Source organism: Microcystis aeruginosa FD4 (genome assembly GCF_009792235.1).
Lineage (GTDB): Bacteria > Cyanobacteriota > Cyanobacteriia > Cyanobacteriales > Microcystaceae > Microcystis > Microcystis viridis.
In genome coordinates, this window is record NZ_CP046973.1 from 393041 (window position 1) to 407973 (window position 14933).

Below are 14933 nucleotides of genomic sequence, written 5' to 3' on the forward strand. Positions count from 1 at the left end.
GACAAATTGCCCATGAATCATCCTTACTCTTGGATCGAGGATAGCTTAAAAACCCTCCATCGGGCCAATTGGTATCGAAGGGTTAAAACCATTCAAGGCCGGGGCGGAGCCGTTATAGAATTAGAGGGTCGATCGCTGCTCAATTTTGCCAGTAATGATTATCTGGGATTAGCAGCCGATGAAAGAATGATTGCGGCAGCCATAGCAGCGACACAACGCTATGGAACCGGAAGCACCGGCTCGCGTCTATTAAGTGGACACCGAGATATTCATCGAGACTTAGAATTAGCGATCGCATCTTTTAAAAATAGCGAAGACGCGATCGTTTTTAGTTCGGGATATTTAGCCAATTTGGGGACAATTACCTGTTTAGTGGCGCAGAAAGACCTGATTTTAGGCGATCAATACAACCACTCTAGCCTCAAAAATGGAGCCAAGTTAAGCGGTGCCACGGTGAAAGAATACCGGCACAATAGTCTCGAAGATTTAGAAAATCAGTTATTAGCCCACCGTCATCACTATCGTCATTGTTTACTGCTCACTGATACAGTGTTTAGTATGGATGGGGATATCTGTCCCCTGGCGGGAATTCTCACTCTAGCCGAGATTTATAATTGTATGGTTTTGGTGGATGAGGCCCACGCCACCGGGGTTATGGGGGAAAATGGCACAGGTTGCGTGGAATATTGTGGTTGTCAGGAACGGGAATTAATTCAGATGGGAACCCTGAGTAAAGCTTTAGGCAGTTTAGGGGGATATGTGACAGGAAACGCCAAAATTATCGATTTTATCCGCAATCGCGCCGCCACTTGGATTTATACTACCGGTTTATCCCCCGCCGACACCGCCGCCGCTAGAATGGCGTTAGAGATTATTCGTCTGGAACCGGAACGTCGCCAACGCCTGCACCAAAATATTAGTTTTGTCAAGAGTAACTTAAATAATTTTAATATATTGCCTTCGGAAGCGGCGATTTTATGTTTACCGGTAGCCAATCCGGGTCAAGCCCTAGAATTATCGCAAAAACTGCTAGAAAAAGGGATTTTTGCCCCCGCCATTCGTCCTCCTACCGTTCCCACCAGTCGTCTGCGATTTACTGCCATGGCCACCCATAGCCTCGCCCATCTAGAGGTTCTTGTCCAGTCTATTGGCGAATCTTTCCCCACATAGGGAAAAAGGGCGTTGCTGATTTGAGATATGAATCTTCTTTTGTGGGATTTTTAAAACCTAGACACAAACTAACTTTTGGATGGGTGCAAGGTTGTCATTCATACCTTGATTCAGCAACGCCAAACAGCTTTTAGCCAGTGCTACATTGCTACATTAGCTTGAGCTATTTTTCCAAGTACAGTGACAGTAGAGCTTAGGGACTTGCGCTTTGATAATGTACCTTTTGGGCGAACGCAGTTCGCCCCTACATTGTGGACAAAATCCGTTACTGTCGGGGCGCAAAGCTTGCGCCCTCCGCGCGGAGGGGGTTTGCTGATCACCCTAAGTAGGGTTTGCAGCAAAAAGTTTTCCCTGGGGGCAGGGTGTGGGGTGTGGGGTGTGGGGTGTAGGGTTTTACCGATTTTCAGGTGGTCAACTACCTAATTTTCAGGGACAAAGTACCTGAATTTTCCCCCCGATCACCCCTAGCTAAGGCACTTTTTGATGGGAAAAAAGTCTAAAAGTATTATCCAACAAGGTTTTTAGATTTATTCAGCAGACCCTAAGTAGGGGGAGAGCCTTCGAGAACCCCCTTCCAATAAGGGACTTGCGCTTCTACAGAGCGATTTTCAAAGCTGGGATATTATTCCCACGCAAGTCCCTTACCCCAACGTCTTCTAGATTGAGACAGGCGTTCAAATCCCAGTCAATCTCAAACCCTGTTGACTAATTTAGTCTCCGCTTCCCAGCTAAAACCACACCAAGAGACCCTAATGCCAATAAACCCCATACGGATGAGCCTTCTGGTGTTTTGGTCGGTGGAGTCGGTGGGGTTGGTGGATCGCTAGTTGCTCCCGTATCGGCAACGTCCTCGGCCATGCCGTCGATAACCTGCTGAGGAATGACATTAGTAATGGACTCGACCGTGAACGTGCCATCGGGATTAACATAGATAGTTATTGTCCCTACGGTAGGCCTCGCAATGTCAGGGTTAAGTTGTACCCCAATAGTGTGCCCGTTGATATCTGTACTGAATGTCGCCTCCTCAAGTACTGTGTTAAAAGTACCTAAAGCCATGTCCGATATACCACGATCAATGATTCGGATTCTGAAAGTCCCGTTGAAGATTGGAGTGACGGGAGTCCCGGTTAGATCGGGGTTGGGGTAAAAGAATGATTGAAACTGGCCCGTACCATCGGCAAATGTGAACACTTGGTCCCTGATAGTAGTCGAGTTAGGAGGGAAAGGCGGTACCGTTCCCCCAGTTGGAGGCCAAAAACTCAAGGCAGAAGTTGGTCCACCAAGGGCCCAAGGGACTGTTTTCGCTGGAGTATCACTGAATGTGATGAAAAATGTATCAACGTAGCCAGGTGATGTGGGACCAAAAATATAGGGGGTTTCGATCACACTACTAGCTTTGAGGAGAAAGCCACAGGCGCTGAAGGGATCCGTGCCTGCCTCTATGATGCAGGCTGCTTGAGCAGGGGCGGGCAGAAGTGCTGCCGCAGTTGACGCGATTACTGCACCAGTTGCCGTTGCCAACAACGTGGTATTGAATAGTTTCAATGACATAGATTTGTCTTTTGTTATAGACTTAGCGCGCTCATTTTAGCAGTTCAGGGGGGGGGTTGTCAAGCAGCCAGTAACATTGACTCTGTGGGATGTTGAAAAGCTTAATTAGGGTCTGCTGAATAAATCTAAAAACCTTGTTGGATAATACTTTTAGACTTTTTTCCCATCAAAAAGTGCCTTAGCTAGGGGTGATCGGGGGGAAAATTCAGGTACTTTGTCCCTGAAAATTAGGTAGTTGACCACCTGAAAATCGGTAAAACCCCACACCCCACACCCCACACCCCACACCCTGCCCCCAGGAAAAACTTTTTCAGCAGACCCTAATTAATTTTGCTTAGGTACTTATGTATAGCTTACTGTGGCGATCGCCCCTTCTCATCCCCAAAAAGCGAGATCGCCCCATTTAGGAAAATTTTGCTTTGATGGGCTTGCTAACCTAATTCCACGCGCTCTAAACTTGTGGAACCACTTACTCTTCTAAGCGGTCAATTAACTGCTCTATAGCTTGTTTTTTTGTTTCTACACTTGGTAAACAATCAAAAACCTTTACCAAAATTTCAGGACTTGCATTTTTTATCAACCAGTCTTCAGGATTCTCTGGCATCGCCAAAAAGTATTTTAAACGCTCATCAATCTCTTGCCGATCATCTTTTGTTACCTGCCCAACCCTTTCCAGCCAATTTCCATTAGAATTCTTAAAGCAATTAGCATCCACCGTAGTCAACTGATGAACTAATACATACGATTTTTCGGACAAACCATTATTCTGGTTAGGTGGTAATGGATAAGTTGTTGGCAAACCTGTATCTCTTGTTTTTGTTGTTAGAGGAAGCACTGTAAAAGTTTCAATGTAATTATACTCATCCTGAAATTGATCACTTGTCCAAATAATATGGGGATGCTCCCCCCGAAAAACGTGGCTAGAATTAAGCTTGCACCTACAGCTTGGATGCCGACAATCAACATCTCCAGGTTCAGTTAACTCATAAATATAAATATGACCCAAACTACATCTTAACGAAACTTGATAGGGATTAATGAAATAAATCCAGCCCTGCTTTGGTCTTCTTCCCGCCAAAATTACACCCCTAATTCACACAATAACTTTTCTCGTTCTTTTTTTAGATCAAGACGAACTTTTGCTTCGGGATCAGGGTTATCTTTTTTTACTTCAGTCATTGGCGCAGTGCTGTAAACATAATCTAATAGTGGTTGTATTTTCTTAGAACCAGCCCACTCTCTTTTTATGTTATTAAGTATCAAGCGCAGACCCATAGGAAAATCCAAGTCTTTACCAATTTTTTCTAAGGACAGGGGCCGAATCAAAGTCGCCTCATTCATTTGTTCTTGAAAAATATCTACTCCTTCCATCCGAGCTAAAGCCCTGTCAATTTCCTCATTCCAAGGACCGTAATGGTAGTAACACCAATCCAAATCAGTAAGCTGTTTTCCTGTCCACTTGACAGCATAAAGGTCAGCCAGGTAGATGAACTTGACCAACTGAGTCTTGGTAATATGGCCTTTCGTCTCATAGACGAAGTATTTGATCAACTGATCTACTAACATGGCGATTAACTCTGTGCGCGTCCTAGGGAAATGACAACGACATTGCTACCCCTATAATAACTTTATCAGGGATACTCCTGCTGATTCCTAAGTGAAAATTGCTACCAAAGGATAACAGAGTCAGTGTCTGATATTCGACACGTTTAGATGGTCGGGTGAAAACATCGTCCCCTCCCCGAATGAGAAAACAGCAATGAGAAAATAGCGATCGCTGGTTAGGAGCGAGGGAAATAGCGATCATTGTTGGGAGGAACAATTTTTTTGGTAATGCGATCGCTGGTTAGGATAAGGGGAAATAGCGATCGCTACAAGCCTAGAGTGTGTTTCAATGCTTGATCAATTTCTGCTGTCGGCAATGAGCCAATCACACGATGAACCGCCGATATTGCGATCATCGCTAGATGATCAGTCATTACCACTGAGTCTGTCAACAAGCCTGACTGTTGCCCCTCAAGGGAATTTAGCAGAATAGTAATACGGCTAGGATGGCCGGCCCGAAGCATTTGGCTGGTAATCATCGCAACAATAATTTGGGGCAGTCCTGTTTGTAAGTCATTTGCTTGCACGATCAATGCTGGTCGTGTCTTTGCAGAAATCAGATTGGAATTTGGAAAGAGAACCAGAGCAACATCACCTCGACTAACCGTGGGCTTTGGCTGCATCATAGTTGTCAAAAACACTCATTTCAGGGCTGTTCCAATCGTCTGAAAAGGTAGCTAGACTTGCACTTAGAGTCTTAGCCTGCTCTCTATCAATTCCTTGAGATGCCAAGTTAATATCATTCGAGCTAACAAAGGTAACAATTACACAAGCCCCTTCAGGTACGTTATTGGGACTTTCTGTGAGTTCTACACGACCATTGCGATAAACTCCTTCAACACTTACTAGCATATTTCCTCCTCAAGACTTAAGTTTAACAAGATGATAAATTTAACAAGGTCTCACTTTTGCATTCCTTGAGTAATATCGCCAACAGTTAAATCTCCATTGAATAATTGCTTCTCGGCGCAAATTAACGCTCCCCATCATCATGGCGACACACTGGGACAACGAAAGCCAAAACGATGGACAGCGCGATGCCCAATCCGAATACCAAATATTTGTGCATCGGGAAAACGTATTAACAGTTGTTTAGCAGCTGTTAGGCTGTCGTCAGCCACTTCAAAAGCCCCTGTTTCGATGTCTATTGCTACAATTCTGCTATGATTCCCTTCCTCGATTTGGGAGCGTACAATTTTAACTGAATCTAAGCAGAAAATAAATAAGCTCTCCTGATGACTGATAGGTGAAAGGTGTGTCACCGCAGTAACACACCTTAAATCAAATATTGTTGGGTTTCGTTGCCTCAACCCAACCTACCAGATCGGCGATCGCACTTGGAGATAATTCCGTCTAACGCCTCAAATCAGCGGCGGCAGACAACCTTGAACTCAACACCAACAGCTTTCAACCGTCCGCTGCATTGGAATTGTTAGACTGCGCCAAGCTAAAAGTTGTATCATGATAGTCATAAACAATCTCACTATAATCTTAAGTTAAGATGGGACTGCAAATCTCAATTTCTGACTCCATTGTGCAAGCTCTTCGCCTACCTGAACAGCGGATTGAGCAAGAATTGCGTAGGGAATTAGCCATTGCTCTTTATACACAAGAGCTCCTCTCCTTTGGTAAGGCGCGGGAACTGGTTGAGATGGATAAATACGAATTCGGGCAATTGCTTTCCCATCGTGGAGTAGTAAGGCATTACGGTTTTGCCGAATTAGATGATGATTTAAGCTATGCCCGTAGTCAGTAACACCTCACCAATTCTCAACTTGGCGATCGTGGATCAGCTTGAACTCCTACGTCGGCAATTCAGCAAAATTCTGATTCCCAATGCGGTCTTGGAGGAATTGAAAGTTAATGAAGAACGACCTGGCTCCCAAGCAATTCGCGAAGCAATCTCATCTGGCTGGATTCAAGTACAAGAGGCAAGTAACGAACCGCTTGCTCAACTTCTAAAGCAAACATTAGATCGAGGGGAGGCTGAGGCGATCTCCCTTGCCATTGAGCTTGAGGCAGATTGGACGCTTCTGGATGAGCGTGAAGGGAGGAAAGTTGCCAAATCTTTAGGATTGAACGTAACGGGGATTTTGGGAATTTTGCTTCGGGCTAAACAGCTAGGTGAAATCGAATCATTACAGCCTTTGATCGATGACTTAGTAGACAAAGCTGGATTTCGGATTGCACCAGAATTATTGGTTAAAATTCTGACGCAGTGAATTGGACGGTGCGTTATGCTGCACTAAAGGGCGCTGCTGATTTGAGATATGAATCTTCTTTTGTGGGATTTTTAAAACCTAGACCCAAACTAACTTTTGGATGGGTGCAAGGTTGTCATTCATACCTTGATTCAGCAACGCCAGGATTTTGTCCACAATGTAGGGGCGAACTGCGTTCGCCCAAAAGGTACATTATCAAAGCGCAAGTCCCTTATTTACCCATCTGATTCTTCTTCCGTTTTCGAGTCTTTTAAAGTATAGAATGGCAGCGGTAAAACTCCACTAGCTAGGATTTGCTAGCTGCGATCGCTCTCTTTTCAGTAAGGCACTAGCGAGAAAAATGCCCAGTATTGCCAATACAGCCATAGCATAAAAAGCATAAGTGTAAGTACCGAACCAATCGCGAATTCTACCGGTTACTAAAGTTCCGATTAAAGCACCGACACCGTAGGCAGTAAAAACAATACCGTAATTTTGGGCGTAGTGGTCAGGATTAAAGAAGTGGAGAGTGGTAGCGGGAGCTAGGGCTAACCATCCCCCTAAACAAAACCAAAATAGACAAAAAGCCACTAGATAGCTTGTAACCGCCCCTTTTTCGGCCTTGACCATCAACAGACAACCAATCAAAATGAGTGTATAGGCCCCGATCGCTAGATAATGGGGTTTCCAGCGATCGCTCAACCAACCGAACAAAGGACGACTAATACCATTAAACAAAGCAAATAGCGCAACACTACTAGCGGCTAACCCCGGCTCGATCTGGATAATTTCCTCAGCGACAGGACTAGAAATACCGATGGCACTCAAGCCAATTAAAGCACCAATGGCATAGCAAAGCCATAAGCCATAAAATGAGCGACTTTTCAGCATATTCACTGGATAATTGGCCTGAAAGTCGGATTTTCGATTAGCTAAATTGGCGGGAGGTTGCCAGTCTTGAGGGGGTAATTTCATGGCGAGGGCAATAATCACAATAATTATTGTAAAGATAATCCCCAAAAATCTTAAACTTGGTCTAACGCTATATTCATTGATCAATCGATTGGCTAAAGGTGCGGTAATCAGGGGAGAAAGGCCAAATCCGATAATGGTTAAACCCACCGCTAAACCTTTTTTGTCGGGAAACCAGCGCGCCACCACTGCCATGGGAACACCGTAAGCGATGCCTACTCCCGTGCCAGCAATGACTCCGTAGGTAAGAATAATCGTCTGGATCTGAGCGGCAAAACTAGCGAGAATATAGCCTAAACCGACGATAATTCCGCCCAGAGCAGTCATCCTGCGAGTGCCTACCCGGGGAATAAAAAAACCGGCGATCGGCATAGAAGCGGCATAAAATACTAGGGCCACAGTGTAGGGTAATAGGCTTTCCGTGGCGCTAAGATTTAATTCTGTTTCTAGGGGTTTTCTAAAGATACTCCAAGAGTACACCGTCCCTAAACAGAGTAAAACGCCCATTCCTAGAGGTATTAATAACCATCTACCTTTGGCTGCGGGTAATCCCAAAACTGTCAACTCGGAATCGTAATTACTGGTAGTCATAGATCGCCGTGACTCTTTCTAGACTTGCTGGCCAGTATTCTAGATGAGATCATGGCTAATGGGGCCAATTTTCCCGAAAATTTTCCGATTAAAATAAGGGGGTGAATTATTTCACCCCCTTAAAAGTCTCCTTGCATCTATAGCTGAGGGACTTCTGACCACCTTTAACTAAACTGCCGCGAAGTAAACTTTCGACTTCACAGGGTCGGGAACCATGGTAGCATCCCCTTCTTGCCAACCGGCGGGACAAACTTCATCCGGGTGGGATTGGACGTATTGAATCGCTTTCAGAGTGCGGAGGGTTTCATCGACACTGCGACCGAAGGAAAGATTATTAATAGTAGCGTGTTGGATCACACCTTCTTTATCGATGATAAAGAGACCACGCAGGGACACCCCCGCATCTGGGTCAAGAACATTGTAAGCGGTGCTGATTTCTTTTTTCAGATCCGACACCAACGGATAGGCCACATCACCGACACCACCGGATTTTCTCTCAGTTTGAATCCATGCCAGGTGAGCAAATTCGCTATCGACGGACACCCCTAAAATCTCGGTGTTGATGCTGGCAAATTCGCTAACTCGATCGCTGAAGGCAGTAATTTCCGTGGGGCAAACAAAGGTAAAATCGAGGGGATAGAAGAATAAAACGACGTATTTACCCCGATAATCCGACAATTTGATGGTTTTGAACTCTTGATCGAAAACGGCGGTGGCGCTGAAATCTGGCGCTGCTTGTCCGACTCTTAAGCAACCTTCGGCGGTCATACTCTTAATCTCCTTAATCTAGTTTCTGGGAAAATGCAACTATTTTTACATTCCTTAACAACTATATCATAGTCATAACGATTTTGAGTAGTCAGCAATCAGTGATCAGTGATCAGTGGCTAGTGGGGTGATAGGGTGATAGGGTGATAGGGTGATAGGGGTTAGGGACTTGCGCTTTGATAATGTACCTTTTGGGCGAACGCAGTTCGCCCCTACATTGTGGACAAAATCCGTTACTGTCGGGGCGCAAAGCTTGCGCCCTCCGCGCGCAGGGGGTTTGCTGATCACCCTAAGTAGGGGGAGAGCCTTCGAGAACCCCCTTCCAATAAGGGACTTGCGCTTTGATAATGTGCCATCTGGCCGGTCTGATTCTTCTACAGAGCGATTTTCAAAGCTGGGATATTATTCCCACGCAAGTCCCTTAGGTGTTAGAGAGGTTTGATCGGGCGAGAGAAAAAGAATTTAATAGACTCCGTAATGTTCACTTTTGCAGCCGAAATAATAATTTAAGGACAGCGAAAGAGATCGTCGCCCGGGGAAGTCAGCCCATTGTACAAATTAGTAAGTAGGTGGGTGGAATTAACATATAAGATGAACGTAGGTTGGGTTTCATGCTTCAACCCAACCCCCGCATGGGTTACGAAGTGCGCTAACCCATCCTACAAATAATTGTGCCTCCCTACTTACAACTTTCTTGCCTCAACGTTCCTCCATTCTGCTGTCTGCTTTTACTTATAGTTGCAAAGGCTATGTCATCAAGCACTGGTAAATATCTATCCCCATCCCAACGTCAGCAACTCCTCGAAATCTTAACAGAAGCAAATATCCCCGATATCGATCGCAAACGGATTCAAATCATTCTTTTCGCTGACGAGGGCAAATCCCAGGCCGAGATCCGTAAGCTTCTCGATTGTACTGCCGCCACCGCTAGTAAATGGATACTGATCGCCGAGAGTGGCAAGATCGATCGCTGGCAGAAATACCGCCGCGGTCGCCCGCCAAAAGTTGAGCAACCTTACCTCGATCGCCTCAAGGAACTGATTAGTAAATCCCCCCGGGATTTCGGCTATTCCTTTAAGCGATGGTCGGGAGTTTGGTTAGCGCGGCATCTAGAGAAAGAATTCGGGATCGCGCTCACCCCCACCCACATCAATCGCCTCCGCAAACAGCTACAGCCGCTCCGCATCGTCGATCTTTCCCCTTCAGCCAAAGCTTAAAACAACTATGCTCGATACTCACAGCCTCGTGAATCCGTGGCCGGAATTCCTGTCCGAAACCCAGTGGCGGAGTCTCCAGAAAACGGCGATCGCCCTCTCTCCCGAAGCGGGGACCTTGTCCCTACAGCCCGGATTATACCTAGTCGTTCGCGGCAAAGTTCGGATAGCGAACTCGCAGCAAAAAGAGATGATAGCGCTCAAAACCGAGGAATTTTTCGGAGAATTCACCCTCTTTCCCCGATCGGGTTTTCTGCCCTACTCGGTTCGAGTCTCGGCGAAGGCGGAACTACTTCTTATTCCCGAGTCCGCCCTGAGGCCGATCCTGAAAAAACACCCCGCCCTGAAAAAAACATTACTGCAACGGGCGCGGGAAATTGATCAACTTCTTGGAACGAAGACAGAAGAAACGGACAAAAAAAGCGATCGAGCCTATTTCCCCTCTCCGGCGCAGCGGTTAGGTCACTGGATCGGGCAATCCCTCCGCCGTTATCCCTTTTTCGAGCAACAGTCCGCCTCCGATTGCGGGGCGGCCAGTTTAGTCATGATCGCCCGTTATTGGGGCAAAAGAATCAGCGTCAACCGTCTCCGGGAACTGGCCAACGTCAACCGCGACGGAGCATCCCTGAAGGGACTGATCACGGCAGCGGAAAATATCGGCCTCTCCACCCGTCCAGTAAAAGCGACTCTAGAGGGATTAGTTAAACAAACCCTACCGGTGATCGCTCACTGGGAAGGTAAACACTTCGTTGTTATCTGGAAAATTACCGCCAAACAGGTGATTATTGGCGATCCGGCGATCGGGCAATTAACCCTAAGTCGTGCCGAATTCGCCAGTAAATGGACGGGATTCACCCTTCTGCTCCAACCGAACCAGAAATTCCGGGACACGAAAGAGGATAAAGCCTCACTCTGGCAGTTTTATCGCTTACTGGAACCCCATTGGTTCGTGCTGCTGGAAATTTTCGTCGCCTCGCTTTTTATCCAGATATTCGGCTTAATTACGCCGATTTTCACCCAGTTAATCCTCGATCGAGTGATCGTGCAGGGTTCGTTAACCACCCTTTGGGCGATGGGTATCGGTGCGCTAATTTTCGGGGTTTTTCGGGTGGCAATTACTGGTTTACGCGCCTATCTTCTCGATCACACCGCTAATCGCATCGATACGGCATTAATCACTGGTTTTATCCGCCATACCCTCAGCCTGCCCCTCGGTTACTTCGAGTCCCGCTATGTGGGGGATATTATCTCCCGCGTCGGGGAAAATCGCAAGATTCAGCGTTTTCTCTCTGGGGAAGCTCTCTCGATTTTACTTGACTTATTAACGGTTTTCGTGTATGTGGCCGTGATGTTCCGCTATAGCTGGCAATTAGCCCTCATCAGTTTAGCGATCGTGCCACCGTTCCTTCTGCTGGCGTTAATTTCTACCCCTTTTCTCCAGCGAATATCCCGGGATATTTTTCAGGCGATCGCTAAAGAAAGCAGTTACCTGATCGAGATTTTAACCGGTATTCGTACCGTCAAATCTACCGCGACAGAGCGATCGACCCGTTGGCACTGGGAAGACCTTTTCTCGGTGGAGGTCAAGAAAAATTTCTCCGGGCAGATTATCGGCAATAATCTCCAGATATTCAGTAATCTAATCGAATCTTTAGCGACGACAGGGTTACTCTGTTTCGGTGCCTATCTGGTAATTCAAAATCAATTATCGATCGGACAATTAATCGCCTTTAATATGCTTTTTGCCCAGATCATCGCGCCTTTTCAACGCTTAACCGTTCTCTGGACGCAATTTCAAGAAGTCAATATCGCCGTCGAGCGCATTAACGATGTACTAGACGCAAAGCCGGAGGAGAATTTAGAGGAACTTTCTCGGCAGTTTCTCCCGGAATTACAGGGACATATTCGCTTTGAAAATGTCACCTTTCGCTACCATACTGACAGCGATCGCAATATTTTAGAAAACCTCAGTTTTGAGATTTTACCCGGTCAAACCGTTGCCCTCGTCGGTCGGAGCGGTTCGGGAAAAACCACGATCTCGAAATTACTGATCGGCCTCTATCCTCCCACCGACGGTAAAGTCTCGATCGACGGTTACGATCTGAGTACAATCGCCCTCAGTTCCCTCCGGCAACAGGTGGGAGTCGTCGATCAAGATACATTTTTGTTCGGTTCCACGATTCGCGAAAATATCAGTTTAGGACATCCCGATCGCCCCCTAGAATCGGTTATCGAGGCGGCAAAATTAGCGGGAATTCATGACTTTATCCAATCGCTTCCAATGGGTTATGAAACTCAAATCGGCGAGGGTGGAGGGCTACTTTCCGGGGGACAGAGACAACGGATCGCCATCGCTCGATCGTTGATGGGAGAACCGCGGCTTTTAATCCTCGATGAAGCCACTTCCCACCTCGATACAGAATCAGAACAGATTATACAAAATAATCTCCAGAAAATCCGCCAGAATCGCACGATGGTGATTATTGCTCACCGTCTTTCTACAGTACGGAACGCAGATCTGATTCTCGTCCTTGATCGAGGGATATTAGTCGATCAAGGAACCCACAAAGAATTAATGTCCCGTCCCGGTATTTACCGTAATTTGAACTCTAATCAATTGAGTGAATAACTATGACAACCAATCTAGACAGAGAGCGCGATAACTGGTCTTTCCAGACCAAGGAATTGATCGATACTTTACCCCTACCCTGGACGCGGGGTTTACTCTATTTTCTGATTATTTTCGTCTCGATCATTCTCCCCTGGGCGATATTCTCAAAAGTCGATGAAACCGGTGTCGGCCCAGGAAAACTGGAACCCCAAGGGGAAACAGTCAAACTCGATGCAATCACCGCAGGAGAAGTGGAAAAAATCTATGTCCGTGAAGGCCAAGAGGTGAAAGCAGGACAACCGATTTTAACCCTAGATTCCTCATTAATCGGCCAAGAAATACAACAAATCGAGGAGAAAATAGAAGGACAAAAAAGCCGTCTTTCCCAACAGAAAGTGATGAAAAGTCAGTTAGAGGTTTCCCTAGCGACTCAACGCCAACAGAATCGCGCTGCAGAGGCGGAAAAAGAAGCCTCGATCGAGCAAGCAAGGGAAAATGTCAGCGCGTTAGTCCAGAAAGCCAAAATATCCCTAGAAGAACAACAGGCACGGATAAATCAAGCGAAAACCGCCCTCGATCGCAGTCAAACCGATTATCCGATTCTCAAAAGTCGTTATCAAACGGCTTTAAAAGAAGTCGATCGCTACCGAAAAGCGTGGGAGGATGGCGCGATATCGGAGGTGCAATTCATCGAGCGCGAGGACAACGCCAAAGAGCGCCAACAACTCTACGAGCGGGGAAAAGCGGAGGTAAAAGAAAATCAACATAAACTAGCGGAATTAGAAAGCACCTACCGTCAGACCAGTCAACAAACGAGCGCGGATATCGCCCAAGCGCGTCTGCAATTACAGGAGCGGCAGCGGGGTTATCAAAGTCTCCGCCATTCCAACGAGTTGGCACTCTTAAGAATACAGGAGCAGATTAAAAATCTAGAAACGGAGATCGCAACACTGGCATCGGAAATCGCCCAAAGCGAGAGCCAACGGCAAGCGCTCCAAATCCAACTAAGTCAGAGGGTTTTAAAGGCGAATACCGACGGCACGATCTTTTCATTACCGATTAAACGCGCAGGTGCGGTGGTGCAGTCAGGAACGCGGATCGCGGAGATAGCACCGAAAGGATCGCGGTTTATTCTCAAGGCAGAAATGCCCACAGATCAAAGTCAATTTCTCCGCGCCGGTATGCCGGTAAAAGTCAAGTTCGATGCCTATCCTTTTCAGGATTACGGGGTTATCGGCGGCAAGATCACCAAGAAATCACCGACGGCGATCGAAAAGGAAACGGCGACCGGAAAAATTAACGTTTTCGAGCTAGAAATTCAACTCGATCGCTCCTGTATTCAAAAGGGAAATCAATGTATTCCCCTCAATCCGGGGGATACGGCTACCGCAGAGGCGATCGTCCGTCAGCGTCGGGTGATCGATTACATCCTCGATCCCTTTAAGGATCTGCAAAAAGATGGGTTAAAACTGTAGTTTTTTTTTCAGGAGTCATTATGTCCCATAGTATCACCATCACCAATCAAGACCTTATCGAACAGCTTAAGCTATCGGGGAAAGTCCCCGAAATGGCCGAGGGAATTATCGCTCGGAAAATCATCATCGAAACCGCGACGGAAGCGGGGATTAAAAACACGACTGCCGAGTTACAACAGGCGGCCGATCAATTCCGTCTCGCCAAAGGATTACATAACGCCAAAGATACATGGAATTGGTTGCAAAAACAGGGCTTATCCCTAGATGATTTTGAGGCGATCGTTCAATTCAGTTTACTATCGGGTAAATTAGCCGAACATCTTTTCGCAGACAAAATTGAATCCTATTTTGTGGAACACCAGCTAGATTATACCGGCGCGGTGATCTACGAGGTGGTGTTAGCAGATCAGGCGATGGCGGAGGAGTTGTATGAATCGATTCAGGAGGAGGAAATCAGCTTTCAGGAAGTAGCGCATCGCTATATCGAGGATGTGGAATTACGACGCAAGGGAGGTTATCGCGGTACTGTTTACCGTAAGGATTTACGACCGAATCTTTCGGCCGCAATTTTCGCATCGGATTCTTCTCGATTGTTGAAACCGCTGCAAGGCGATCGAGGTTTTCACCTGATTTTTGTTGAGGAAATCCTTAAGCCACAATTAACCGAGGAGTTGGCTTTGCAAATCCGTGTCGATTTGTTTAACGGCTGGGTAAAGGAGAAGATTCAGGAAATAGAATACGAGTTAAGTAATTAATTGTGGACGGGGTGGGTAAT

General features: G+C 46.4%; 15 protein-coding genes. 7 read left to right on the forward strand and 8 right to left on the reverse strand.

Annotation, left to right across the window (positions count from 1 at the left end):
• Nucleotides 1–12 precede the first annotated feature (12 nt).
• Nucleotides 13–1170 (forward strand): 8-amino-7-oxononanoate synthase, encoded by a 1158-nt coding sequence (gene bioF, locus GQR42_RS01960; RefSeq protein WP_158198694.1) that lies wholly within the window; start codon nucleotides 13–15, stop codon nucleotides 1168–1170.
• A 705-nt stretch (nucleotides 1171–1875) separates the two neighbouring features.
• Here the strand turns inward: bioF and GQR42_RS01965 are convergent.
• The 6 genes from GQR42_RS01965 to GQR42_RS01990 form a co-directional block, all read right to left on the reverse strand.
• A complete protein-coding gene (locus tag GQR42_RS01965; protein WP_158198695.1) occupies nucleotides 1876–2433 on the reverse strand; it encodes a hypothetical protein in 558 nt (185 codons plus the stop codon).
• Between the two features lie 757 nt (nucleotides 2434–3190).
• Nucleotides 3191–3799 (reverse strand): type II toxin-antitoxin system PemK/MazF family toxin, encoded by a 609-nt coding sequence (locus GQR42_RS01970; protein WP_158198696.1) that lies wholly within the window; start codon nucleotides 3797–3799, stop codon nucleotides 3191–3193.
• 2 nt (nucleotides 3800–3801) lie between these two features.
• Nucleotides 3802–4287 (reverse strand): type II toxin-antitoxin system antitoxin SocA domain-containing protein, encoded by a 486-nt coding sequence (locus GQR42_RS01975; protein WP_158198697.1) that lies wholly within the window; start codon nucleotides 4285–4287, stop codon nucleotides 3802–3804.
• Nucleotides 4288–4592: 305 nt separating this feature from the next.
• Complete coding sequence (locus GQR42_RS01980; RefSeq protein ID WP_158198698.1) at nucleotides 4593–4952, reverse strand: type II toxin-antitoxin system PemK/MazF family toxin; 360 nt, start codon at nucleotides 4950–4952, stop codon at nucleotides 4593–4595.
• Nucleotides 4927–5178 carry a hypothetical protein gene (locus GQR42_RS01985; RefSeq protein ID WP_158198699.1) on the reverse strand — a complete coding sequence of 84 codons (252 nt, stop codon included), beginning with the start codon at nucleotides 5176–5178 and terminating at the stop codon, nucleotides 4927–4929. The genes GQR42_RS01980 and GQR42_RS01985 overlap by 26 nt, the downstream gene beginning before the upstream one ends.
• A 137-nt stretch (nucleotides 5179–5315) precedes the next feature.
• Nucleotides 5316–5570: a hypothetical protein gene (locus tag GQR42_RS01990; protein ID WP_158202336.1), complete on the reverse strand. Its 255-nt coding sequence runs from the start codon at nucleotides 5568–5570 to the stop codon at nucleotides 5316–5318.
• Between the two features lie 257 nt (nucleotides 5571–5827).
• On the opposite strand from GQR42_RS01990, the gene GQR42_RS01995 reads away from it, so the two are divergent.
• Entirely contained in the window at nucleotides 5828–6082 is a 255-nt protein-coding gene (locus GQR42_RS01995; protein ID WP_158198700.1) for a UPF0175 family protein, read from the forward strand.
• Entirely contained in the window at nucleotides 6066–6548 is a 483-nt protein-coding gene (locus GQR42_RS02000; RefSeq protein ID WP_158198701.1) for a DUF3368 domain-containing protein, read from the forward strand. Before GQR42_RS01995 ends, GQR42_RS02000 begins: the two co-directional genes overlap by 17 nt.
• A gap of 282 nt (nucleotides 6549–6830) precedes the next feature.
• Here the strand turns inward: GQR42_RS02000 and GQR42_RS02005 are convergent, their stop codons facing one another.
• Both GQR42_RS02005 and GQR42_RS02010 read right to left on the reverse strand, forming a co-directional pair.
• The gene (locus GQR42_RS02005; protein ID WP_158198702.1) at nucleotides 6831–8090 is read right to left on the reverse strand and encodes an L-lactate MFS transporter; all 1260 of its coding nucleotides are present in this window, start codon (nucleotides 8088–8090) and stop codon (nucleotides 6831–6833) included.
• Between the two features lie 168 nt (nucleotides 8091–8258).
• Entirely contained in the window at nucleotides 8259–8858 is a 600-nt protein-coding gene (locus GQR42_RS02010) for a peroxiredoxin (protein WP_158198703.1), read from the reverse strand.
• A gap of 749 nt (nucleotides 8859–9607) precedes the next feature.
• Here GQR42_RS02010 and GQR42_RS02015 point away from each other — a divergent pair.
• Genes GQR42_RS02015 through GQR42_RS02030 form a run of 4 tightly spaced genes read left to right on the forward strand, consistent with a single transcriptional unit; the run spans nucleotide 9608 to nucleotide 14913 of the window.
• Nucleotides 9608–10075, forward strand: coding sequence for a helix-turn-helix domain-containing protein (locus tag GQR42_RS02015; RefSeq protein WP_158198704.1), 468 nt, complete (start codon nucleotides 9608–9610; stop codon nucleotides 10073–10075).
• 7 nt (nucleotides 10076–10082) lie between these two features.
• Nucleotides 10083–12701 carry an ABC transporter transmembrane domain-containing protein gene (locus GQR42_RS02020; RefSeq protein ID WP_158198705.1) on the forward strand — a complete coding sequence of 873 codons (2619 nt, stop codon included), beginning with the start codon at nucleotides 10083–10085 and terminating at the stop codon, nucleotides 12699–12701.
• 2 nt (nucleotides 12702–12703) lie between these two features.
• Complete coding sequence (locus GQR42_RS02025) at nucleotides 12704–14158, forward strand: HlyD family efflux transporter periplasmic adaptor subunit (protein WP_158198706.1); 1455 nt, start codon at nucleotides 12704–12706, stop codon at nucleotides 14156–14158.
• Nucleotides 14159–14178: 20 nt separating this feature from the next.
• On the forward strand, nucleotides 14179–14913 hold the full coding sequence (locus GQR42_RS02030; RefSeq protein WP_158198707.1) for a foldase protein PrsA: 735 nt from the start codon (nucleotides 14179–14181) through the stop codon (nucleotides 14911–14913).
• Nucleotides 14914–14933 lie beyond the last annotated feature (20 nt).